At 62.5% G+C, this 23,198-nt stretch carries 23 protein-coding genes and 1 tRNA gene; 14 read left to right on the top strand and 10 right to left on the bottom strand.

Annotated elements, in window-relative coordinates; translation table 11 throughout:
- Positions 1–42 precede the first annotated feature (42 nt).
- From ACOCG7_RS28355 to ACOCG7_RS28345, 3 genes are all read right to left on the bottom strand, one after another.
- Positions 43–1,341 carry an HlyC/CorC family transporter gene (locus ACOCG7_RS28355; protein ID WP_073431265.1) on the bottom strand — a complete coding sequence of 433 codons (1,299 nt, stop codon included), beginning with the start codon at positions 1,339–1,341 and terminating at the stop codon, positions 43–45.
- Positions 1,342–1,532: 191 nt separating this feature from the next.
- Positions 1,533–1,609 (bottom strand) — tRNA-Pro (locus tag ACOCG7_RS28350).
- A 50-nt stretch (positions 1,610–1,659) separates the two neighbouring features.
- On the bottom strand, positions 1,660–2,652 hold the full coding sequence (locus ACOCG7_RS28345) for a polyprenyl synthetase family protein (protein WP_073431264.1): 993 nt from the start codon (positions 2,650–2,652) through the stop codon (positions 1,660–1,662).
- A gap of 240 nt (positions 2,653–2,892) precedes the next feature.
- On the opposite strand from ACOCG7_RS28345, the gene rplU reads away from it, so the two are divergent.
- From rplU to proB, 4 genes are all read left to right on the top strand, one after another.
- Positions 2,893–3,204 carry a 50S ribosomal protein L21 gene (rplU, locus tag ACOCG7_RS28340; RefSeq protein ID WP_007180329.1) on the top strand — a complete coding sequence of 104 codons (312 nt, stop codon included), beginning with the start codon at positions 2,893–2,895 and terminating at the stop codon, positions 3,202–3,204.
- A gap of 25 nt (positions 3,205–3,229) precedes the next feature.
- The gene (gene rpmA, locus ACOCG7_RS28335; protein ID WP_073431263.1) at positions 3,230–3,493 is read left to right on the top strand and encodes a 50S ribosomal protein L27; all 264 of its coding nucleotides are present in this window, start codon (positions 3,230–3,232) and stop codon (positions 3,491–3,493) included.
- Positions 3,494–3,727: 234 nt separating this feature from the next.
- Positions 3,728–4,849 carry an Obg family GTPase CgtA gene (gene cgtA / locus ACOCG7_RS28330; RefSeq protein ID WP_083086483.1) on the top strand — a complete coding sequence of 374 codons (1,122 nt, stop codon included), beginning with the start codon at positions 3,728–3,730 and terminating at the stop codon, positions 4,847–4,849.
- 69 nt (positions 4,850–4,918) lie between these two features.
- Positions 4,919–6,037, top strand: a complete 1,119-nt coding sequence (proB, locus tag ACOCG7_RS28325; RefSeq protein ID WP_083086485.1) for a glutamate 5-kinase — start codon at positions 4,919–4,921, stop codon at positions 6,035–6,037.
- 111 nt (positions 6,038–6,148) lie between these two features.
- Here proB and ACOCG7_RS28320 read toward each other — a convergent pair whose 3' ends face one another.
- Positions 6,149–6,706 carry a CNP1-like family protein gene (locus tag ACOCG7_RS28320; RefSeq protein ID WP_073431260.1) on the bottom strand — a complete coding sequence of 186 codons (558 nt, stop codon included), beginning with the start codon at positions 6,704–6,706 and terminating at the stop codon, positions 6,149–6,151.
- A 77-nt stretch (positions 6,707–6,783) separates the two neighbouring features.
- Complete coding sequence (locus tag ACOCG7_RS28315) at positions 6,784–7,515, bottom strand: RNA pyrophosphohydrolase (protein WP_083086487.1); 732 nt, start codon at positions 7,513–7,515, stop codon at positions 6,784–6,786.
- Positions 7,516–7,816: 301 nt separating this feature from the next.
- Between ACOCG7_RS28315 and ACOCG7_RS28310 the strand changes: the two genes are divergently transcribed.
- Together ACOCG7_RS28310 and ACOCG7_RS28305 are read left to right on the top strand one after the other, a co-directional pair.
- On the top strand, positions 7,817–9,553 hold the full coding sequence (locus tag ACOCG7_RS28310; RefSeq protein WP_083086489.1) for a proline--tRNA ligase: 1,737 nt from the start codon (positions 7,817–7,819) through the stop codon (positions 9,551–9,553).
- 12 nt (positions 9,554–9,565) lie between these two features.
- The gene (locus ACOCG7_RS28305; protein ID WP_073431257.1) at positions 9,566–10,165 is read left to right on the top strand and encodes a MarC family protein; all 600 of its coding nucleotides are present in this window, start codon (positions 9,566–9,568) and stop codon (positions 10,163–10,165) included.
- 130 nt (positions 10,166–10,295) lie between these two features.
- On the opposite strand, the gene ACOCG7_RS28300 is transcribed toward ACOCG7_RS28305, so the two are convergent.
- Both ACOCG7_RS28300 and ffh read right to left on the bottom strand, forming a co-directional pair.
- Complete coding sequence (locus ACOCG7_RS28300) at positions 10,296–10,847, bottom strand: hypoxanthine-guanine phosphoribosyltransferase (RefSeq protein WP_073431256.1); 552 nt, start codon at positions 10,845–10,847, stop codon at positions 10,296–10,298.
- Between the two features lie 170 nt (positions 10,848–11,017).
- Positions 11,018–12,385 carry a signal recognition particle protein gene (ffh, locus tag ACOCG7_RS28295; protein WP_073431255.1) on the bottom strand — a complete coding sequence of 456 codons (1,368 nt, stop codon included), beginning with the start codon at positions 12,383–12,385 and terminating at the stop codon, positions 11,018–11,020.
- 81 nt (positions 12,386–12,466) lie between these two features.
- On the opposite strand from ffh, the gene ACOCG7_RS28290 reads away from it, so the two are divergent.
- The 8 genes from ACOCG7_RS28290 (at position 12,467) to ACOCG7_RS28255 (ending at position 20,853) form a co-directional block, all read left to right on the top strand.
- Entirely contained in the window at positions 12,467–13,393 is a 927-nt protein-coding gene (locus ACOCG7_RS28290; RefSeq protein ID WP_073431254.1) for a cytochrome C assembly family protein, read from the top strand.
- 9 nt (positions 13,394–13,402) lie between these two features.
- Positions 13,403–13,726 (top strand): PP0621 family protein, encoded by a 324-nt coding sequence (locus tag ACOCG7_RS28285; protein ID WP_083086490.1) that lies wholly within the window; start codon positions 13,403–13,405, stop codon positions 13,724–13,726.
- Entirely contained in the window at positions 13,723–14,319 is a 597-nt protein-coding gene (gene ampD / locus ACOCG7_RS28280; protein WP_083086492.1) for a 1,6-anhydro-N-acetylmuramyl-L-alanine amidase AmpD, read from the top strand. Before ACOCG7_RS28285 ends, ampD begins: the two co-directional genes overlap by 4 nt.
- A 552-nt stretch (positions 14,320–14,871) precedes the next feature.
- Positions 14,872–17,880, top strand: coding sequence for a ribonucleoside-diphosphate reductase subunit alpha (locus ACOCG7_RS28275; RefSeq protein ID WP_083086494.1), 3,009 nt, complete (start codon positions 14,872–14,874; stop codon positions 17,878–17,880).
- A 38-nt stretch (positions 17,881–17,918) separates the two neighbouring features.
- On the top strand, positions 17,919–18,092 hold the full coding sequence (locus ACOCG7_RS28270) for a hypothetical protein (RefSeq protein ID WP_227470951.1): 174 nt from the start codon (positions 17,919–17,921) through the stop codon (positions 18,090–18,092).
- 457 nt (positions 18,093–18,549) lie between these two features.
- Positions 18,550–19,782 carry a ribonucleotide-diphosphate reductase subunit beta gene (locus ACOCG7_RS28265; protein ID WP_073431250.1) on the top strand — a complete coding sequence of 411 codons (1,233 nt, stop codon included), beginning with the start codon at positions 18,550–18,552 and terminating at the stop codon, positions 19,780–19,782.
- 87 nt (positions 19,783–19,869) lie between these two features.
- On the top strand, positions 19,870–20,196 hold the full coding sequence (locus ACOCG7_RS28260; protein WP_073431249.1) for a hypothetical protein: 327 nt from the start codon (positions 19,870–19,872) through the stop codon (positions 20,194–20,196).
- A 30-nt stretch (positions 20,197–20,226) separates the two neighbouring features.
- A complete protein-coding gene (locus ACOCG7_RS28255; RefSeq protein WP_073431248.1) occupies positions 20,227–20,853 on the top strand; it encodes a histone H1-like DNA-binding protein in 627 nt (208 codons plus the stop codon).
- 276 nt (positions 20,854–21,129) lie between these two features.
- Here the strand turns inward: ACOCG7_RS28255 and ACOCG7_RS28250 are convergent, their stop codons facing one another.
- From ACOCG7_RS28250 to tpx, 3 genes are all read right to left on the bottom strand, one after another.
- Positions 21,130–21,606, bottom strand: a complete 477-nt coding sequence (locus ACOCG7_RS28250) for a glycine zipper 2TM domain-containing protein (RefSeq protein ID WP_073431247.1) — start codon at positions 21,604–21,606, stop codon at positions 21,130–21,132.
- Positions 21,607–21,631: 25 nt separating this feature from the next.
- A complete protein-coding gene (locus tag ACOCG7_RS28245; protein ID WP_083086496.1) occupies positions 21,632–22,570 on the bottom strand; it encodes a carbohydrate kinase family protein in 939 nt (312 codons plus the stop codon).
- A 96-nt stretch (positions 22,571–22,666) separates the two neighbouring features.
- Positions 22,667–23,167, bottom strand: coding sequence for a thiol peroxidase (gene tpx, locus ACOCG7_RS28240; RefSeq protein WP_073431245.1), 501 nt, complete (start codon positions 23,165–23,167; stop codon positions 22,667–22,669).
- Between the last annotated feature and the right edge of the window lie 31 nt (positions 23,168–23,198).

Genomic DNA, 23,198 nt, shown 5'->3' with positions numbered 1-23,198 from the left:
TGGCGCGCGCTGCGCTCGTGTGCGATGCTGGCGTGCGCCGGGTCAGCCGCGCGACGCTTTGCCGGTTTTGGCGCGTACCGGCGGTTTGAACAGCTTGACGGTGCGGATCGCCTGATCGTCGCTGCGCAATACCTCGAGTTTGAGTTCGCCAATCTGCACGCAGACGTCGCCATCGGGAATGTCCTCGAGGATTTCGAGGATCAGTCCATTGAGCGTTTTGGGTCCGTCGGTGGGCAGCGTGAGATGCAGCCAGCGGTTCAGTTCGCGCAGCGGCATACTGCCCGCCACGATGCATTCGCCATTTTCGTTCCAGCCGCCGCGCGAACTGGCGCTACGCGGAATCGACGTGGTGAACTCACCGATCAGCTCTTCGATGATGTCTTCCGGCGTCACGAGTCCTTGCAGTTCGCCGTATTCGTTGACCACCAGCGCCGTGCGGTGACGGCTCTCCTGAAAGTATTGCAGTTGCTGGAACACTGGCGTACCGGTCGGCACGAAATACGGCTCGGCCAGCAGCTCGCGCAGCGTCTCACGCTCCAGTTCCTGGTTGTGCAGGGCGGCGAGCGTCTTGCGAACATGCAGCACGCCGAGCACGCGGTCGATGTCGCCTTGATAGACGATCAGCTTGTTGTGGTAGCAGGTTTCCAGTTGATGCAGGATCTGTTCGAACGGCGCGTCGAAATCGAGCGATTCGATGCGGCGGCGCGGGATCATCACGTCGTCCACGGAAATATTCTCGAGGTCGAACAGGTTCAGCAGAATGCTGCGGTGCTTGGTCGGCATGAAGCTGCCGGATTCGAGCACGATGGTGCGCAGTTCCTCGGTGGACAGGCGTTGGTCGCGCACGTCTTTCGTATTGATGTGCAGCACGCGCAAGATGCCGTTCGCGAACAGATTGACGAACCACAGGAGCGGCTTGGCGACGCGCATCATCGGCGCGATTAGCAGACTGGCCGGCAACGCGATTTTTTCGGGAAACGTGGCGCCGACGATTTTCGGTGTGATTTCCGCGAACACGATGATCAGGAACGCGACGATGCCGGTCGCGATCGACAGCACCACGTTGTTGCGGCCGAACGTGTGCAGTGCAATCGACGTGGTGAGCACCGGGATGATCGTGTTGAACAGATTGTTGCCGATCAGGATCACGCTCAGCAATTGATCGGTGTGCCCGAGCAGGCCTTGCGTGGTCTTCGCGCCGAACGCGTTCTGATTGGCAAGATGTTTCAGGCGATGGCGGTTGAGCGCCATCATCGCCGTTTCAGAGATCGAAAAGAAGCTGGAGCAGATGAGCAGCAGAAAGACGGCGCCGATCTGCGCCCATAAGGGAAGTTGTTCCACGCGTAGTGACGGATAGGGACAGGATGGAGTGAATATAGCAGAGGGGATTATGCGAGCCGCCCGTTCGGATGGCCCGGGACGATCGGCACATCGGCGCAGCTCACGCATGGGAAGCGAAAAGCGAGACGCAAACAAAAAAACCGCCGAGCAAGCTGGGCGGTTTTTCGAACCTTGAATTAACAAGGAAAATCTGGTCGGGGTGAGAGGATTCGAACCTCCGGCCTCTACGTCCCGAACGTAGCGCTCTACCAGGCTAAGCTACACCCCGAATTTGGTACTGCGGACTCAATTCAGACAAACCCGGCGTTTCAGTCTCATTCAAGACTGTCTCGCCGTCGAGTAAGAACATAATTCTAGCAGGCTTTCTTTGTAAATGGAATCAGGGAACGACGAAATTGCTGCGGCTGCGGCCTGTGCTTCCTGTTTCGCGCATTCGAGCGTGTGGTCCAGCGCGCCCGAACGCGTGATCGCCTCGAAAATCGTGTCGAAGCGATCGGTGCCGCCTTGCTCGATCGCTTCACGTGCGAGCGCCGACTGCTCAGGCGTGCCGCGCTCGATCAGATAGATTAGCGGCAGCGTGGGTTTGCCTTCGCGCAGATCGTCGCCGGCATTCTTGCCCATGGATTGCGCCGTGCCCGTGTAGTCGAGCCAGTCGTCCATGATCTGGAACGCCGTGCCGATGCGCCGGCCGAACTCCGCCGCGGCGGCTTCCGTTTTCGCGTCCGCGCCGGCCAGCACCGCGCCCAGTTGGGCGGCGGCTTCGAACAGTTTGGCGGTCTTGTAGCGGATCACTTGCATGTAGCGCGACTGGTCTACGTCGGCGTCGTGCATGTTGAGCAGTTGCAGCACTTCCCCTTCGGAGATGATGTTGGTCGCCTCCGACAGGATTTCCATTACGCGCATCTTGCCCACGCCGACCATCATCTGGAACGAGCGCGAGTACAGAAAGTCGCCCACCAGCACGCTCGCGGCGTTGCCGAACAGCGCATTGGCGGTCTGACGGCCGCGCCGCAAGTCCGATTCGTCGACTACGTCGTCGTGCAGCAGCGTCGCCGTGTGGATGAACTCGACGACCGCCGCCAGTACGTGCCGGTGCCCTGTGGTCTCGCCCAGTGCGCCCGCCACCAGCAGCAGCAGCGCGGGCCGCAGCCGCTTGCCGCCGGCGCTGATGATGTATTCGGAGATCTGGTTGATCAGCATCACGTCGGACGCGAGGCGGTGCCGGATGACGCGATTGACCTGCTCCATGTCTTCGGCGATCGGGGCGAGCAGGCTGGCGGCGTTGGGGGAGGGGGTGGCGGTCGACGACATGATGGCTGAATTGGGTAGTGCCGCGAATTATAAGGCGAATCGCGGCAGTTCCGGGCCGCAGGCTACGGCGCGGGGGCGATCTGCGCCACGGCGGGCGGCGCGGCTACGCTGGGCGGGCAAGGCGCCGGACGGTGCGCATGGCGGCTCTCAACGAGTTTTGACCGAGCAGCTAACTCTATGTATAATCACGGGTTTCCGCGCGCGGTGCGTGGGAAAAATGAACACAGAGTGAGGTTCTCAATGTACGCGGTCATAAAAACCGGTGGCAAGCAGTATAAAGTTGCCGTCGGCGAAAAACTTAAAGTAGAACAGATACCGGCAGACATTGACGCTGAAATCACGCTCGACCAGGTTCTCGCAGTGGGCGAAGGCGAATCGATTAAGTTCGGTACGCCGCTGGTCAGTGGGGCTTCCGTCAAGGCTACCGTCGTGTCGCAAGGTCGTCACGCAAAAGTGACCATCTTCAAGATGCGTCGCCGGAAGCACTACCAGAAGCATGGCGGCCACCGCCAGAACTATACCGAACTGCGCATCGACGCGATCAACGCGTAAGCGCACCGGTTAAGGAGCAAATCAAATGGCACACAAAAAGGCAGGCGGATCGTCACGAAACGGCCGCGACTCCGAGTCGAAGCGTCTCGGCGTGAAGGTGTACGGCGGTCAAGCCATCAACGCGGGCGGCATCATCGTGCGTCAACGTGGCACGCGCATGCACCCGGGCGAAAACGTTGGTATCGGCAAGGATCACACCTTGTTCGCGCTGACAGACGGCCACGTCACGTTTTCGACCAAAGGCGCAGCGAAGAAGCACATGGTCAACGTCGTCCCGGCAGCAGTCTGAGTTTTACCCAGGCACGGGCTTCAGGACCGGAAAAGGCCCCGCGAAGTTAGCGGGGCTTTTTTTATTTGCGGTGTTTTCCGCCGCAGGCATGGGCGGGAATGAATCCTTCATGCCGGCATGCCTATGTCGTTCGGCCGATTGATCATCGCGCGGCGAGCGCGGCAAAATAGAAGCATGCGGCAGCATCAAATCTGGCAGCACCATTGAGCAGTACACCACGGGACGGAGTTACGCATGAAGTTCATTGACGAAGCGAGGATTGAAGTCATCGCCGGCGACGGAGGGGATGGCAGCGCGTCGATGCGCCGCGAGAAATTCGTTCCGTTCGGCGGCCCGGATGGCGGCGACGGCGGCCGGGGCGGCAGCGTGATCGCGATCGCGGACCGCAACATCAACACGCTGATCGACTACCGCTACGCGAAAAAACACATGGCGCGCAACGGCGAAAACGGCCGCGGCGCGGACTGCTACGGCAAGGGCGGCGACGATATCACGCTGCGCATGCCGGTGGGCACCACCATCACCGACATGGAGACCGGCGAGTTGATCGCCGATCTGACCGAGCACAACCAGACCGTGCAGATCGCGCAAGGCGGCGCGGGCGGTCTCGGCAACCTGCATTTCAAGTCCAGCACGAACCGCGCGCCGCGTCAGAAAACCGACGGCAAGCCTGGCGAGCGCCGCATGGTGCGCCTCGAACTGAAGGTGCTGGCGGACGTCGGTTTGCTCGGCATGCCGAATGCGGGCAAGTCGACCTTCATCTCGTCGGTGTCGAACGCACGACCGAAAATTGCCGACTATCCGTTCACGACGCTCGCGCCGAATCTCGGCGTGGTGCGTGTGGGGCCGAGCCGCAGTTTCGTGATCGCCGATATTCCCGGCTTGATCGAGGGCGCGGCCGAAGGCGCCGGCCTCGGTCACCAGTTCCTGCGTCACTTGCAGCGCACAGGACTCTTGCTGCACATCGTCGACCTCGCACCGTTCGACGACGCGGTCGATCCTGTGGCGGAAGCCAAGGCGATCGTCAACGAACTGCGCAAGTACGACGAGTTGCTGTATGAAAAGCCGCGCTGGCTGGTGCTCAATAAGCTCGACATGGTGCCGGAAGACGAGCGCGAAGCGCGTGTTTCGGCCTTCATCGAGGGCTTTGGCTGGGACGGCCCGGTATTCGAAATCTCGGCGCTGACCGGCCAGGGTTGCGAGAACCTCTGCTATGCGGTGTTCGATTACATCGCCGCACATTCGGACGCGCAACGCGCGGCCGAAGCCGAAGATCTCGCCGCCGACGTGCGCTTTCGCGAGAAACCGCAAGCACCGGCCGCCGCGGACGGATCCAGCGCCGATCCGCAGGAATAACAAGCGCGAGCGTCGGCGCCCTCGCGGGCTGCCGGCATGCATCAAGCGTCATCTTGGAGACCGCGCACAATGCGTTCCGTCATCGCAGACTCACGGCGATTGGTAGTGAAAGTCGGTTCGAGCCTCGTCACCAACGACGGCCGCGGCCTCGATCATGCTGCGATCGGCCGCTGGGCCGCGCAGATTGCGGCGCTGCGAGCGCAAGGCAAGGAAGTGGTGCTCGTGAGTTCGGGCGCCATTGCCGAAGGCATGCAGCGGCTCGGCTGGACTAAGAGGCCACGCGAAATCGACGAATTGCAGGCGGCTGCGGCCGTCGGGCAAATGGGCCTTGCGCAGGTGTATGAAAGCCGTTTTGCCGAGCATTCGATCCAGACCGCGCAAATTCTGTTGACCCACGCCGATCTGGCCGATCGCGAGCGCTATCTGAACGCGCGCTCCACGCTGCTCACGCTGCTGCGTCTGGGCGTGGTGCCGATCATCAACGAGAACGACACGGTCGTCACCGACGAAATCAAGTTCGGCGACAACGACACCCTCGGCGCGCTGGTCGCCAACCTGATCGAAGGCGATGCGCTTGTCATCCTCACCGATCAACAAGGGCTTTTCACCGCCGACCCTCGCAAGGACCCGAATGCCACGCTTGTCCAGCAGGCCGACGCCGGTGCCCCGGACCTCGAAGCGATGGCGGGCGGTGCGGGTTCGAGCCTGGGGCGCGGCGGCATGCTGACCAAGATTCTTGCCGCCAAGCGCGCGGCTCACAGCGGCGCGAACACGGTGATCGCTAGTGGGCGCGAGGCGGACGTGTTGTCGCGACTGGCCTCGGGCGAGGCGATCGGCACGCAGTTGATCGCGCGCACGGCGCGCATGGCGGCGCGCAAACAGTGGATGGCCGATCATCTGCAGGTGCGCGGCCATGTGGTGATCGACGACGGCGCAGTCGAGAAGCTCACCGAAGGCGGCAAGAGCTTGCTGCCGATCGGCATCGTCGGCGTGCAAGGCGCGTTTGCGCGCGGTGAAGTAATCGCTTGTCTGAGCGCCGCAGGGCGCGAAGTGGCGCGTGGACTGACGAATTACAGCAGCGCGGAAACCAAGTTGATTCAACGGCGTCCGAGCGGTGAAATCGAATCGGTGCTCGGCTATATGCTGGAGCCGGAGCTGATTCATCGCGACAACCTGGTGTTGGTCTGATTCACTGCCAAGTGCAACGAGACAGAAAAAAAGCCGTTCCAGCGAAAGCTGGAACGGCTTTTTCACATCCGCCGACGCCTACAGACCCGAAGTACGCTCGCGAACAGCGCTTTAGCGAACCATGGAAGCCGCGGTGCGCTTATAGCGAATATTCTCGACAATCTGCTTCGCGTTACCCGTGGGTATCTTGTTCGCGCACAGATAATCCTGGTACAACGCGGCGTGATACGCGTTCAGCGCGCCATTCTCGATACGGGTGAAATCGTTCGCCACCGTCCGGTCCCAACCGTCGTGATCCGCGTTCAGGCCCGCATACAGGCGCCATTCATACGTATCGCAGCGAATCCCTTCGTAGTTCACGTTGCGCGCGCCGGCTGGGCTCGTCACAACCACGGTATAGCGCACCACACCGTCGGAGCCGACGCTGAGCGAATTCCGGTCGATCGAAAAGTGCAGCGGCGTATTGCCGGAGACTTCGAAGGGCAGCAGATTCGATTCTTGCGGTAGCGGCGGCAAGGTGTCCACCTTGTTCTCAACCCAGGTGCCTTGTCGGTCCAGCAGGTAGGTAAATGCGCTGTCGTCCTTGTTGGTGGGTTTGCCGGCGCTCGAACAGCCAGCCAGCAGGGCGCCGGTGGCGACGCACGCCACGACGAGAGCAAGTGCTTTCAATATGGTTTCCTCGAAACACTGGCGCGACTCGAGGAGCCGCGCCAGAGAGAGACGGCATGGACAGCCGCACTGCGTTGTTAATTGCGCACGCCCGGGCGGAACAGCGAGCCGGCGGTTTCATGAGCCGATTCGTCTTCGCGTTCGGGAGCAGCGCCAACCTCGTCCGCCGATCTGGCGCCCGAACCGCAATCGGACTCGGCCGCCGTGCGAATCGATGTTTCGATGCTGACAGTGGTCACCGTCATCACCGTGGAATCCGGCGGACTTTCCATTGACGACGCTATCCGGGGATAACGCGGTCCGTGGTGCCCGCCAGGTTTTTCCGCACGCGGCGCAGCCCGGCGCATGAAACGGGATAGCTCCGTCAGCGCCAACTGATACACATCCCGCTTGAACTCGATCACACAGTCGAGCGGCACCCAGTACTCGTTCCAGCGCCACGCATCGAACTCAGGGTGGTCGGTGGCGCGCAAGCAGATATCGCAATCGCGTCCAACCATTCTGAGCAAAAACCAGATTTGCTTCTGGCCGCGGTAATGACCGCGTACTTCGCGCTTGATGAACTTGTCAGGCACCTCGTAACGCAACCAGTCGCGTGTGCGACCGATCACCTTGACGTGCTCAGGAAGCAGCCCGGTTTCTTCGTGTAACTCCCGATACATCGCTTGCACGGGGGTCTCTCCGTACTTGATGCCCCCTTGCGGAAACTGCCAGGAATGTTCACGGAGCCGTTTGCCCCAAAACACCTCGTTGTGCGCGTTCAAGAGGATGATGCCGACGTTCGGGCGAAAGCCTTCACGATCCAGCATACAACCACCTTCGAATCCTTTAAAATTGCTTTGATTATAAACAGATAACGGTCCCGCCGCACCGATTCGCACCAGAATGGAACGATTCGCCGCAAAAGGGCCTGTTTGCGGTAGCCTGTCAGTCTTTCCGCGCCTTATCCCACGTGTAAAGGCTTTGCGCGGCGGCTTCTGCGCCGGGATCGGCCAGTGCGTGCCGATAGCGGGCGAATCCGTACCGGCCAGGCGCCGGATCAGTGTCGATTTCCCACCGTTTTCACCTTTCGGGCGGTCCCTCCGGAGCCGCCGCTTTTGGATAATCTGAATGAAAGCTTCCCGTTTCTTTATCGGCACCCTGAAAGAAGCGCCTGCCGACGCCGAAATCGTCAGCCACAAGCTCATGGTGCGCGCCGGCATGATCCGCCGCGTCGCCGGCGGCATCTATAACTACCTGCCGGTCGGCCTGCGTTCGATCCGCAAGGTGGAAGCCATCGTGCGCGAAGAAATGAACCGGGCGGACGCGATCGAATTGCTGATGCCTTCGGTGCAGCCGGCCGAACTCTGGCAGGAATCGGGCCGCTGGGAAAAGTACGGCCCCGAGCTGCTGCGCTTCAAGGACCGCAAGCAATCCGATTTCGTGCTCGGACCGACGCACGAGGAAGTGATCACCGACATCGCGCGCAATCAGATCAAGAGCTATCGCCAGTTGCCGGTGAATTTCTATCAGATCCAAACGAAGTTCCGCGACGAAATCCGTCCGCGTTTCGGCGTGATGCGAGGCCGCGAATTCATCATGAAAGACGCGTACTCGTTCGACAAGGACGCGGCAGGTCTGCGTGAGACGTATCGCAAGATGTACGACGCGTACGTGCGCATCTTCACGCGTCTCGGTCTGGATTTCCGCGCGGTGGCGGCGGACAACGGTTCGATCGGCGGCAGCGGCTCGCATGAATTCCACGTGATCGCGGAAACCGGCGAAGACGCGATCGCCTATTGCCCGACCTCCGAGTTCGCCGCGAACGTCGAAGCGGCCGAAGCATTGCCGCTCTACGCCGAACGCGCGGCGCCCGCCGAGGCGATGAAAAAGACCGCGACGCCGGGCAAAGCCAAGTGCGAAGCCGTCGCCGAACTGCTGGACATTCCGCTCGAACGCACGATCAAGTCGATCGTCCTCGCTACCGAAAACGAAGGCGCCGAGCCGACCATCTGGTTGCTGATGCTGCGCGGCGATCACGATCTGAACGAGATCAAGGTGGGCAACCTGCCGGGTCTGTCCGAGTTCCGCATGGCGACCGAAGCCGAGATCATCGCGACCTTCGGCACGCCGCCGGGTTACCTCGGTCCGATCAATCCGAAGAAGCCGGTCAAGGTCGTCGCGGATCGCACCGTGGCGAACATGAGCGACTTCGTGGTCGGCGCGAACGAGGTGGACTACCACATCACCGGCGTGAACTGGGGCCGCGATCTGCCGGAACCGGTCGTCGCCGACATTCGCAACGTCAAGAGGGGCGACCCGTCGCCGGACGGCAAGGGCGTGCTCGACATTTGCCGCGGCATCGAAGTCGGCCACGTGTTCCAGCTCGGCACGAAGTATTCGGAAGCGATGAACGCGAACTGCCTCGACGAAACCGGCAAGCCGCAGCCGATGGAAATGGGCTGCTACGGTATCGGCATCACGCGTATCCTGGGCGCCGCGATCGAGCAGAATTTCGACGACAAGGGCATCATCTGGCCGGAATCGATCGCGCCGTTCGAAGTCGTGCTGTGCCCGATGGGCTACGACCGCAGCGAAGCCGTGCGCGAGCAGGCCGACAAGCTGTATGCAACGCTGGTCGAAGCGGGCATCGACGTAATCCTCGACGATCGCGGCGAGCGGCCCGGCGTGATGTTCGCCGACTGGGAATTGATCGGCGTGCCGCATCGTCTGGTGATCGGCGACCGTGGCCTGAAGGACGGCAAGCTCGAATACCAGGGCCGCCGCGACGCCGAAGCGACGCTGTTGCCGCTCGAAGATGCCGCGCAAACGGTGATCGCGAAGGTCCGCGCGGCCCTGGCGCGCTAAGCGGAGCGGACAGTGGAGTACACCTTCCTGTCCGCCACCGTCCTGCTCATCCTGATTACCGATCCACTCGGCAACATTCCGATCTTCATCAGTTGCCTGCGCGGTGTGGCGCCCAGGCGGCGCGCGATCGTCGTTCTCCGTGAAGTGGCGATCGCCTTCGCGATCCTGCTGGTGTTCATGGTGCTCGGCGATCGCTTCCTGCGCATGATGAGTCTGACCGACCAGTCGCTGCGCATCGGCGGCGGCATCGTGTTGTTCCTGATCGCGCTGAGAATGGTGTTTCCGCATCCGGACGGCCCATTCGGTGGCGACGTGCGCGGCGGCGAGCCGTTGATCGTGCCGCTTGCCATTCCGGCGCTGGCGGGCCCCTCGGCGCTGGCGACCGTGATGCTGCTGACGTCGCAGGCGCCCGGCAAGATGCTCGAGTGGATCGGTGCGCTGACTGTCACGATGATCGTCTGCGCGATCGTGCTGATGCTCTCCGAGCGCATCGAGGCATGGCTTGGGGAGCGCGCGATGATGGCTTTCGAACGCCTGATGGGCCTGGTGCTGGTGGCGATCTCGGTCGAGATGATGCTCGGCGGCATCCGGTCTTTCGTGAATCACTTATGAGTCGGGCCCGGCGCGGAGATTGGCCGCACGCAGCGGAACGGCGCTTCGGCCAATCACGGCAAAGAAAAAGCGGCCAGTCGGCCGCTTTTTCACATCGCTTCGCACCCGCGCTCAAAGGCGGTTCAACGGCTCAAGCCCCGTCGGTCAGCGCTCGAATCGTCGGCAGGTTGCGCCAGTAACCTCTCGCGTCCATCCCGCAGCCGAACACATAGCGGTCCGGCACTTCGAAACCGCAGTAATCCGGGCGCAGCGGCTTCGCCTTCGGAATGATCTTCTCGCACAGCACCGCGCTCAGGAAGCGCTTCGCGCCCATCTCGAGGATGCGGTCGCGGATCGCGGCCATCGTCTCGCCTTCGTCGAGGATGTCGTCGAGCACCAGCACCACGCGATCCTTCACCGACTCGGCCGGCGCCACGCGCCACTGCATCTCGCTGCCGCCTTTGGTGGTATTGCGGTAGCGGGTGAGGTGGATGTAGTCGAACTCGAGCGGGAAATCGAGGTGCGGCAGCAGCATGCCGGTGAACACCGCCGCGCCGCCCATCACCGACAGCACGAGCGGAAAGTCCTCGCTCATCTCGTCGCGGATGGCGGCCGCCATGCCGCTGATCGACGCGTTGACGTCGTCGGCCGAAACGATTTCTTCGGAGTGGCTGAAAATGTGGAGAGCTTCTTCGCGGTTCATGACGTCTGACAGGCGGTAACTGTATACATAGTGTGGGTGAGAACGCCCCGAAGGATGTCCCCTTGGGCGACGGCGGCGTGCGGTACGGAATAAACCCGCAAGGACCGGAGTCGGCCGCGCGTGCCCTTGTTCATGCGCCGAGCCATGCGCGCCCGCCGTCTTGCTAAAGCTTAGCGCATGCCGGGCAACATGCCCTTCATGCCGCGCATCATCTTCTGCATGTTGCCGCCCTTCAGTTTCTTCATCATCGTGCGCATCTGGTCGTACTGGTTCAGCATGCGGTTGACTTCCTGCACCTGCACGCCCGCGCCGGCGGCAATGCGGCGCTTGCGGGTGGCCTTGATCAGATCGGGTTTGGCGCGCTCCAGCGGCGTCATGGAATTGATGATGCCTTCCATGCGGCGCATCTGCTTTTCGGCCTGGCTCATGTCGGCGCCGGCGGCGGCTTGCTGGAACTGCGCGGGCAGTTTGTCCATCAGCGACGACAGGCCGCCCATGCCCTTCATTTGCGTGAGCTGCGCGCGGAAGTCGTTGAGGTCGAAGTCGCCGCCTTTCTTGACCTTGTCCGCGAGCTTTTGCGCGGCCTGCACGTCCACGCCGCGTTGCGCTTCCTCGACGAGGGCGAGAATGTCGCCCATGCCGAGAATCCGGTTTGCCATGCGGTCCGGGTAGAAGATTTCGAGGCCGTCGAGCTTCTCCGCGACGCCGACGAACTTGATCGGCTTGCCCGTGACGTGACGCACCGAGAGCGCCGCGCCGCCGCGCGAGTCGCCGTCGAGCTTGGTGAGCACGACGCCGGTGAGCGGCAGCGCATCGCTGAAGGCCTTGGCGGTGTTCACCGCATCCTGACCCAGCATCGCGTCGACCACGAACAGTGTTTCCGCGGGTTTCAGCGTGCTGTGCAGCGCGGTGATTTCCTGCATCATCGCTTCGTCGATACCGAGACGGCCGGCCGTGTCGACCAGCAGCACGTCGTGATAGTGGCGCTTGGCCCAGTCCACTGCGGCGCGCGCGATATCGACCGGTTTCTGATCCGGTTCGGACGGGAAGAAGTCCGCACCGACCTGCTCGGTCACCGTCTTCAACTGCGCGATAGCAGCGGGACGGTAGACGTCGCACGAAACCGTCAGCACCTTCTTTTTGTACTTTTCGCGCAGCAGTTTGGCGAGCTTGCCGACCGTGGTCGTCTTGCCGGCGCCTTGCAAACCCGCCATCAAAATGACGGCCGGCGGCGTGACGGCGAGGTTCAGTTCGACCGCCTTGCCTTCATAGTCGCCGCCGATGATCGCGGTGAGTTCGCGCTGCACGACGCCGACGAGCGCCTGGCCCGGCGACAGACTGCTGATGACTTCCTCGCCGAGCGCCTTCTCCTTCACCTTGGCGATGAATTCGCGCACGACGGGTAGCGCGACGTCCGCCTCGAGAAGCGCGAGGCGCACTTCGCGCAGCATTTCCTGGGTGTTCGCCTCGGTGAGCCGGGCTTCGCCGCGCAGCGTCTTGACGACGCGCGCCATCCGTTGTGTCAGATTGTCGAGCATGGGGAGCGATGAGCAGTGCGGCCCGCGCAGCGCGCGAAGTGGAAGACGTCGCGGAGTAGGGGCCTAGTGTAAACTTCGAATATGGATATTGTACTGTATGCCCTCACTGCGCTTCTCTACGGCGGCCTTGCCGTGGCCGGCTGGCGCTCGCACCGGCACGCCGCCGTGCGCCCCATGCTCGAGAGCGTGCCGCCCGTGCCACGCGCGCCGGCTGCCGCGGGCGTGTCGGCCGCTTCGGGCATGAGCACGCCGGGCCGTGCGCTGCTTTTCCTCGCGCTGCTCGCGCACGGCGTGTTGCTGCATACCACCATCTTTCCCCAGAACGCGATGGTGTTCGGTTTCGCGTTCGCGCTTTCGGCGATGTTCTGGCTCGGCGCCGGCATCTACTGGATCGAGAGTTTCTTCTTTCCGCTCGACGGCTTGCGCCTGCTGGTGTTGCCGCTCGCCTGCGTGGCGTCGTTGTTGCCGCTGGCGTTCAACGGCGTGCGCGTGCTGCCGTATTCCGCGGCGCCCATGTTCAAGCTGCACTTTCTGATCGCGAACATCGCGTACGGATTGTTCGTGATCGCGGCGCTGCACGCGATTCTGATGCTGCTGGTGGAGCGGCGTTTGCACGCCATGCGCGGCGGCGTATCGCAACGGCATGGGGCCGCGGCCGGCAACGGCTGGTTGTCGAGCTGGCTCGATACCTTGCCGCCGCTGCTCACGCTGGAAAAACTGCTGTTCCGCCTGATCGGCGCCGGCTTCGTGCTGCTCACACTCACGCTGATTTCGGGCATCGTGTTCAGTGAGCAACTGGTCGACCGCGCGTTGAGCCTCGATCATAAAACCGTGTTCGCGATTCTTTCCTGGGTGATGTTCGGCGCGCTGCTGACCGCGCGCAAGGTATCCGGCTGGCGCGGCCGTGCGGCATTGCGCTGGGTGCTGGCTTCGTTCGTCGCGCTGCTGCTGGCGTACGTCGGCAGCCGTTTTGTTTTCGAGGTGCTGTTGCACCGAGCCGTAGTGTGAGCGTGTGCCATGCGACAAATATTTCTGCTGATCATGTTGTTCATCGTCGGCCAGTGGCTGGTGAAGGCGCTGCGCCGTCATGACGCGCAGACATCGCAACGCGCGGGCGCGAACGGCGCCGCGGGCGCCAAGGGTCCGCATGGCGGCGCGCGCTCGGCCGGCTCCGCGCAAGCGCAAGCTCAGCCCCAACTCGCCGAGCCGATGATCCGCTGTGTCGAGTGCGGCGTGCATGCGCCGAAGAGCGATTCCGTGGTGGTGGCGGGGCAGCCGTTCTGCAGCGCCGCCCATGCGCGGCGCCACGGCGCGCGACCCACGGGCCGCGACGCTCGATGAGCGTCGGGTTCACCGTCGACGCCGACGGTTGGGTCGCCGCCGCACGCAAACGCCCCTCGCCGAATTTCGAAGCGCGGCCCGAAGGCGCGTTGCCGACGCTGATCGTCGTCCACAACATCAGCCTGCCGCCCAATGAGTTCGGCGGGACGGCGATCGCCGAACTGTTCCAGAACACGCTCGACTGCGATGCCCATCCGTACTACGACACGCACCTGCGCGGCGTGCGAGTGTCGGCGCATTTCGTGATTCATCGCGACGGGGTGCTGGAGCAATACGTTTCTTGCAATGAGCGTGCATGGCACGCGGGGCCGTCGAATTTTTTCGGCCGCGAGCGTTGCAATGATTTCTCGATCGGCATCGAGCTCGAGGGCAGCGACACCACTGCTTTCGAAGCGGCGCAATACCGCACGCTCGGCGCCCTTGTGAAGGCGCTCAAGGCGCGCTATCCGATCGAGGCGCTTGCCGGTCACTCGGATATCGCCCCCGGCCGCAAGACGGATCCAGGTCCTCATTTCGACTGGCGGCGTCTGCAACGCGACACTTCGCTTCCCGCTCAGTATTTCCCCTATCTCAAGTTTTCCAAAACGCCGTAACGGCCCTTCGCGCGATACCGCGTGATGCGACGAGAGCAAGGCGCCGCCTTGTTCTCCGGGGAGACGGCTTTGCGCCGGACGAGGCGAAAGTCAACCCTTCGAGAGCAAATAAATCGATTTGACCTGTCCCGAAACTCCACTATACTTGGTGCCAGAAATTCGGTTTTGCACTATATCTTGTGCTTTCTTGTGCATAACCATGTGAATAACCGAGTGCACAACGGGTGCACAACTGGTGCATAAGTCAGCGGCGCCCCGCTCTTCGAGCATGGCGCCGCAAGCATTCCAGGCAGCGATAAAAATTCCTGCGGCGCGGCCGGAAGAGACCACCGGCGGCATCCAGAAGCACTCAGGAAAGGGGCGTGGCAAGTGATCGCGACACACATGATGAAGACCGTTACGAATTCGAACCAGGCTTCATCGCTGTCGCATCCCGCCACCCGGCTCAGCCGGCCTTTTTCCTGCACCCCATCGCTTGCGCACGCGGCGGCGCAGCGTTCGTTTTAATCCGCGGCATTCGCCGCAACATTTCCAGGACCAGGAGCTTTGCACATGCAAACCACCGACAACGTGACGACCCGGTACGAGGGTTCACCGACTGGCCAGGCATTCGGCCAGGCACAAGGCGCCCAGGGGCTCGCGCCGCAAGCGACCTACGCCGACTACAAGGTGATCCGCCGCAATGGCAGCGTGGTGTCGTTCGAGCCGTCGAAAATCGCCATCGCCGTGACGAAGGCATTTCTGGCTGTCAACGGTGGTCAAGGCGCCGCGTCGGCGCGTGTGCGCGAACTGGTCGAGCAGCTCACGCAGAACGTCGTGCGCGCCTTGCTGCGCAGCCGCCCGAACGGCGGCACCTTCCATATCGAGGACATCCAGGATCAGGTCGAACTCGCGCTGATGCGCGGCGGCGAACACAACGTCGCGCGTGCTTACGTGCTGTATCGCGAGAAGCGCACCCAGGCGCGCGGTCATGACGAACAGGTGGCCGGCGGCGCGCCGGGTCTGAACGTCACCGATAACGGCGTGACGCATCCGCTCGACATGGCTGCGCTGCGCGGCATCATCGAATCGGCTTGCGCGAATCTGGGCGACGCCGTGAGCGCCGAGCCGATCGTCGCGGAGACGGTCAAGAATCTGTACGACGGCGTGCCGATGAGCCAGGTGTACGACTCGGCGATCCTGGCCGCGCGCACGATGATCGAAAAAGACCCGGCTTACAGCCAGGTCACCGCTCGCATCCTGCTGCACACCATCCGCCGCGAGATCCTCGAGGAAGAAGTCACGCAAGCCGAAATGGGCGAGCGCTACGCCGAGTACTTCCCGCAGTTCATCAAGCGCGGCGTGCAAGCCGAGTTGCTCGACGACAAGCTGCTGCAGTTCGATCTGAAGCGCCTCGGCGCCGCGCTCGACAACAACCGCGACCTGCAATTCGGCTACCTCGGTCTGCAGACGCTGTACGACCGCTACTTCCTGCATCACGACGGCGTGCGGATCGAAATGCCCCAGGCATTCTTTATGCGTGTCGCGATGGGGCTGTCGCTGAACGAGATCGACCGCGAAGCGCGCGCGATCGAGTTTTACAACGTGCTGTCGAGCTTCGACTTCATGTCGTCCACGCCGACCTTGTTCAACTCGGGCACCCGCCGCTCGCAACTGTCGTCGTGCTATCTCACCACGGTGGACGATGACCTCGACGGCATCTACGAAGCGCTGAAGGAAAACGCGCTGCTCTCGAAGTTCGCCGGCGGCCTCGGCAACGACTGGACGCGCGTGCGTGCGCTCGGCTCGCACATCAAGGGCACCAACGGCAAGTCGCAAGGCGTGGTTCCCTTCCTGAAGGTGGTCAACGACACGGCGGTGGCCGTGAACCAGGGCGGCAAGCGCAAGGGCGCGGTGTGCGCGTACCTGGAAACGTGGCACCTGGACATCGAGGAATTCCTCGAGCTGCGCAAGAACACCGGCGACGACCGCCGCCGCACCCACGACATGAACACGGCGAACTGGATTCCCGACCTGTTCATGAAGCGCGTGATGGAAGGCGGCGACTGGACGCTGTTCTCGCCGTCCACCTGTCCGGACCTGCACGACAAGTTCGGCGCCGAATTCGAAACGGCTTACACGGCTTACGAAGACAAGGTCGCACGCGGCGAGATCAAGCTGTTCAAGAAGCTGCCGGCGGCGCAACTGTGGCGCAAGATGCTGGGCATGCTGTTCGAGACCGGCCACCCGTGGATCACGTTCAAGGATCCGTGCAATGTGCGCTCGCCGCAACAGCACGTCGGCGTGGTCCACTCGTCGAACCTGTGCACGGAAATCACGCTCAACACCAGCGACGCCGAAATCGCCGTCTGCAACCTGGGCTCGGTGAACCTCGTCGCTCACCTGAAGGAGCAAGCCGACGGCACGCTCGCGCTCGACCACGACAAGCTCAAGCGCACCGTCAGCGTGGCGATGCGCATGCTCGACAACGTGATCGACATCAATTACTACGCGGTCGCCAAGGCGCGTAACTCGAACCTGAAGCACCGTCCGGTCGGCCTGGGCATCATGGGCTTCCAGGACTGCCTGCACCTGCTGCGCACGCCGTACGCGTCGGACGAGGCGGTCAAGTTCGCCGACACCTCGATGGAAGCGGTCTGCTACTACGCTTACTACGCGTCGACCGAACTGGCGCAGGAGCGCGGCCGTTACTCCAGCTACCGCGGCTCGCTGTGGGATCGCGGCATCCTCCCGCAAGACTCGCTCAAGCTGTTGGCCGAAGCGCGCGGCGGCTACGTCGAAGTCGACTCGAGCGAGTCGATGGACTGGACCGAACTGCGCCAGCGCATCGCCAACTACGGCATGCGCAATTCGAACTGCGTCGCGATCGCCCCGACGGCGACGATCTCGAACATCATCGGCGTGTCGGCTTGCATCGAGCCGACTTTCCAGAACCTGTACGTGAAGTCGAATCTGTCAGGCGAATTCACGGTGGTCAACGACTACCTGGTGCGCGACCTGAAGGCACGCGGCCTGTGGGACGAAGTGATGGTCGCCGACCTGAAGTATTTCGACGGCACGCTCTCGCGCATCGACCGTATCCCGGCCGACCTGCGCGCGATCTACGCGACCGCGTTCGAGCTCGATCCGGTGTGGCTGGTCGAAGCGGCCTCGCGTCGTCAGAAGTGGATCGACCAGGCGCAGTCGCTGAACATCTACATGGGTGGCGCGTCGGGTAAGAAGCTCGACGAGATCTACAAGCTCGCCTGGGTGCGCGGTCTCAAGACCACCTACTACCTCCGCACGATGGCGGCGACGCACGTCGAAAAATCGACGGTGGCGCACGGCGCGCTGAACGCGGTGTCCTCGGGTGGCGGTGAAGGCACGGGCGGTATCGGCGGCGGCGCGGCGGGTGGCTTCGGCGTGAGCGGCGGCGTTGCTGGCGGCGGCATCCAGGCGGCGGCAGCGGCCGCGCCCGCAGTGCCGGCAGTCGCGGTTGAAGCCGCGCCGGAAGCGGATGGTCCGGTGTGCATGATGCGTCCGGGCGACCCCGGCTTCGACGAGTGCGAGGCTTGCCAGTAACAACCCGGCGAGCACGAAGCGGATAGCAGGATCGTTGTTTGCTGACGGGTGTAGGTAATGACCCGCATGCAGACCCGCATGCAGCGAGCAGCGAACCTGGTGGAAGTGAAGCAGAAGCGAATGAGATGAGCGGCGCGGTGGTTGAGATCGAAGCTGCGTCGTTCATCGAAAGCAGCGAAGCACGGCAAGCGACTGAGGCCGTGAAGCGGTAGATCAGCAGTCGGCAGTCGGCGGCACCAACGAAGCGCGCGGCACAGTGCGCTCGGCAAACGCTTCGATCGATGAGGCCAAGGCAACGCAGCCGGCCAGATGCATCGCTCGACCTTGCATTGAACTTCACCTCGCCGCCACTGACGAAATGGCAAACGCGGGTAAATGCAGAAGCCGCGAGCGAGGCAGCAGTCGGCAACGCAACATGCTCCACGCACACTCCGCGATACAGATAGATAGAGCAGCGAAACGAGGCTTCGATACGTTGCTCTTCGAGCTCGCGAAGCACCTCGACGACACACGTTCAACACGCTTCACATGAGGCGACGCACACACAGTGTCGAACAAAGTGTTGTATGAACGTAGCAACGCGAATCGAAAACAGGATTTTTCATCGGCGAAGGCTTTTATCGCTCGTGAAAAGATGGTACAAACCGTTCTAAATTGATGGTGACATTTATGCTCAACTGGGATGACGAGATCACTGCCGTAACTCCCTCGAGCGCTACGCAACAGAACGTGTTGCGCAACGCTGCGGGATCGGCTGTCGGTTCGCAAGTCGGAACGCGTTCCGCTCCTCACGCTCCCTCGGCTCAAGACATCTTCGCGAACGACATCGCTGTCGCTCCCGTTGCTTCCGCTCCTCGCGCCGCCGGAACGGCTGCCGCTTCCGAAGCGCGGGTCAATGTCGCCGACAAGCGCATCATCAACGGCCAGACCGACGTCAATCAGTTGGTGCCGTTCAAATACAAGTGGGCCTGGGAAAAGTATCTGGCTGGTTGCGCCAACCACTGGATGCCGCAAGAAGTGAACATGTCGCGCGACATCGCCCTCTGGAAAGACCCGAACGGGCTGACCGAAGACGAGCGCCGCATCGTCAAGCGCAACCTGGGCTTCTTCGTGACGGCGGATTCCCTCGCCGCCAACAACATCGTGCTGGGCACCTACCGCCACATCACGGCGCCCGAATGCCGCCAGTTCCTGCTGCGCCAGGCGTTCGAAGAGGCGATCCACACGCACGCTTACCAGTACATCGTCGAATCGCTGGGCCTCGACGAGGGCGAAATCTTCAACGCGTATCACGAGGTTGCCTCGATCCGCGCGAAAGACGAATTCCTGATTCCGTTCATCCACACGCTGACCGACCCGGCCTTCAAGACCGGCACGCTCGAAGCGGACCAGACGCTGCTGCGCTCGCTGATCGTGTTCGCCTGTGTGATGGAAGGTCTGTTCTTCTACGTCGGCTTTACGCAAATCCTGGCGCTCGGCCGCCAGAACAAGATGACCGGCGCGGCGGAACAGTACCAATACATCCTGCGCGACGAGTCGATGCACTGCAACTTCGGCATCGACCTGATCAACCAGATCAAACTCGAAAACCCGCAACTCTGGACGGCTGCGTTCCGCGCGGAAATCCGCGAGATCTTCCAGCAAGCGGTCGAACTTGAATATCGTTACGCGGAAGACACGATGCCGCGCGGGGTGCTCGGCCTCAATGCGTCGATGTTCAAGAGCTATCTGCGCTTCATCTGCAACCGTCGTTGCCAGCAGATCGGTCTCGATCCGCTGTACCCGAACGAGGAAAACCCGTTCCCGTGGATGAGCGAGATGATCGACCTGAAGAAGGAACGCAACTTCTTCGAGACGCGAGTGATCGAATATCAAACAGGCGGCGCGCTGACCTGGGAGTGATCCGGGTTCGAGCCGCAGATGTATTCATCGATGGGGATGCCGTGGGCTCAAGGCCGCGGCACTTATGTTTAGGAGCTTAATCGCCTGATGCAAAGCGTGCCCAGTGCGCCGCGTGCCTTCGCGGCCCACGAACATGACCGGCACTTTGCGAACCCTTCAGTGGGATGGGCAAACTTCCCCCCGGAAAAAGCCGTTGGCGTGATCGCCGGCGGCTCGATCAAGCAATTGCCGGCGCTGGAATCCAGTGCCGACCAGATTTGGCGCGCGGTGCCCAAGGGCACGGCGCGCCTTACCGCATTCATTAGCGTAAGCGCGCAGCACCTGCGTACGCCGATGAATAGCCCGCTTCGTAGCGCGCGCCTTGAGAAGCGTCCGCGGGAAGCGGGTTTTGACGAAGGGTGTAGTTTGAACTGACTCTCATCTGAAAACCTGAAGGAGAAAATGATGGCAACTGCAAAAAAAGCCGCAGCTAAGAAGCCCGCAGCGAAGAAGGTCGCAGCAAAGAAAGCTGCTCCGGCTAAGAAGGCCGCACCGGCAAAGAAAGTAGCGGCGAAGAAAGTCGCTGTGAAGAAGGTTGCAGCGAAGAAGGCACCGGCTAAGAAGGTTGCAGCGAAGAAAGCTGCTCCGGCCAAGAAGGTTGCCGCCAAGAAAGCCGCTGTGAAGAAGGTTGCAGCGAAGAAGGCGCCGGCCAAGAAGGCAGCGCCGGCGAAGAAGGCCGCTGTGAAGAAGGTTGCAGCAAAGAAGGTTGCGGCAAAGAAGGCGCCGGCGAAGAAGGCTGCGGCAAAGAAGGCCGCACCGGCTAAGAAGGCTGCTGCCAAGAAGGCTGCGCCCGCCAAGAAGGCTGCTGCCAAGAAGGCCGCGCCTGCTAAAAAGGCTGCGCCTGCCAAGAAGGCTGCCGCGAAGAAGGCCGCTGCTCCTGCCAAGAAGGCTGCGCCTGCGAAGAAGGCTGTCGCCAAGAAGGCTGCGCCTGCACCCGCTGCGACTACTGTCTCGAGCGCACCGGCGGCGACGGTGAAGACCGCGCTGAACCCGGCAGCGGCATGGCCGTTCCCGACGGGCAGCCGTCCGTAAGCGGTAGGAGCAGAAGCACTTCGACACGTCGCATGATGTGTCCGATGATCGAGTAGCGCTTAACGCAGTGTGATCGAGCGCTACTCGGTCAGGGTCCCGTTGCCGGGTTTCCGGCGACGGGATTTTTTTTGCGCCGCGTGCGAGCAATGCCAGGATTCGCTCGCGGATCTCATGCCGCATGCAATCGACAGGCGAAAAAAAACGCATGCACAGGGGAGGGCATGCGTGTGAGGTCGCCGCGGCGGCGCGTAAAGCGCTGCCGCGCGAGAGGGGAAACTAGTGCGTGACGCGCGTGACGCCGCCGCTGGAGAGGAGTCGCACGCGGTCGCCGGCGCGGAAGATTTCGCCGGTGGCGCTTTGCGTGATCGCGCGCATGTCGCCGTTGTCGAGCCGCACGGTGATCTCGAGACCGTCGCGCACGGCAACGCCGTTCTCGACCGAATTGCCCGCCACCGCACCGGCCAGCCCGCCGATGATGCCCGTCACGATCGAGCCGCGGCCGCCGCCGAGCGCGCTGCCGGCCACCGCGCCCAAGGCACCGCCGCCGATCGCGCCCAAGCCGCTCGGCTGGCCGTTGTTCGAGCTGATCTTCACCGCGCGGACGCTGTCGACCGTGCCCATGCGAACCGTTTCCTCACGCTGCGCTTGCGACGCGGTGTAGACGTCGGCGGAACTGCTGTTGTATGCGCACCCCGACATGGCCAGTGAACCGGCGATCAAGGCGACCACCACCAGGCGACTCATTGTTTTCATTCCCTAACTCCAATAGCTCTCGGTATTACCGCAGGCCGTATCCGAACGCCTGCTCGAACCGTTCGTTGATCTCCGCCCGAGTGGGCGCGTAGTTTTGCGGGCCCTGGTGTTCGATCTTCAGCGCGCCCATCAGGCTCGCGAGACGGCCGGTGGTGGCCCAGCCAAGCTTGTTCTCGATGCCGTACAGCAACCCGCCGCGGAATGCGTCTCCGCACCCTGTGGGATCGAGCACTTGCCGTGCCTTGACCGCCGGAATCTCTTCGACGCCGCCGGCGTGATGAATCTGCGCACCGTGTTCGCCGAGCGTGACGATCAGCGCCTCGACCTTGCCGGCCATTTCTTCGATCGACCAGCTCGTCTTGTTGCTCACCAGTTTGGCTTCGTAATCGTTGACAGCTACATAAGTAGCAAGTTCAATCATGCGCCGCAGCGACGGGCCGTCGAACAGCGGCAAACCTTGGCCCGGATCGAAGATGAACGGCACGCCAGCCGCGGCCAGATGCTCCGAGTGCTGGACCATGCCGTCGTAGCCATCGGGCGCGACGATGGCGAGCGTGATGCCCGGCGCTTCGCCGGCGCGATTCAGATGCGACTGCATCATCGCGCCGGGATGGAACGCGGTGATCTGATTGTTTTCCAGGTCGGTGGTGATCATCGCCTGCGCCGAATAGGTGTCGGGCACCATCAGCACGTGTTCCGTCGACAGGCCGAGTTGCGTGAAACGGTCCATGTAGAGTTGCCCATCCACCGAGCCGAGCGTGCCCATGATGCGCGCGTCGCCGCCCAGCAGATTCAGCGAGTAGGCGATGTTGCCCGCGCAGCCGCCGAACTCGCGGCGCATCGTCGGCACGAGAAAACTCACGTTCAGGATGTGGACCTGCTCCGGCAGGATGTGCTCCCGGAAACGGCCCTCGAAGGTCATGATGTTGTCGTAGGCGAGCGAGCCGCAAATCAGCGTAGCCAAGGCGAGCGTTCCTGTAAAAATCAACGAAGAGAAAGGCGCGACGATGTGACAGCGCCGCGCATGAAGCGCGGCGCCGGAGTGCGTGCGCGAAGGTTTTTACTTCAGCGCGGCGAGTGCTGCATCGTAGTTCGGCTCGTTCTTGATCTCGCCGACCAATTCGGCGTGCACGACCTTGTCGTTCTCGTCGATCACCACCACGGCGCGCGCCGTCAGACCCGCGAGCGGGCCGCTCGTCACGTCGACGCCATAGGCTTGCGCGAACTCATGGCCGCGGAACGTGGAGGCCGTGACGACGTTCTCGATGCCTTCCGTCGTGCAGAAGCGCGATGCGGCGAACGGCAGGTCGCCCGACACCACGATCACCGCCGTGTTGCTCAGCTTGGCGGCCGCTTCGTTGAACTTGCGGGTGGAGGTGGCGCAGGTCGGCGTGTCGAGGCTCGGCACGATGTTCAGCACCTTGCGCTTGCCGGCGAAATCGGCGAGCGACACAGGCTTCAGATCCTTGCCGACCAGCGAGAAGGCGGGGGCGTTCTGGCCCACCGACGGAAAGGTACCGGCCACTTCGATCGGGTTGCCGCCCAGCGTAACTTGACTCATGTTGTCGTGCTCCGAAAAGTCGTCAGGAATG

The organism is Paraburkholderia sp. DD10, from assembly GCF_049177125.1.
Classification (GTDB): Bacteria; Pseudomonadota; Gammaproteobacteria; order Burkholderiales; family Burkholderiaceae; genus Paraburkholderia; species Paraburkholderia terricola.
Note: the sequence above shows the minus strand (reverse complement) of the source record. Positions and strands in the feature narration are given on the sequence as shown.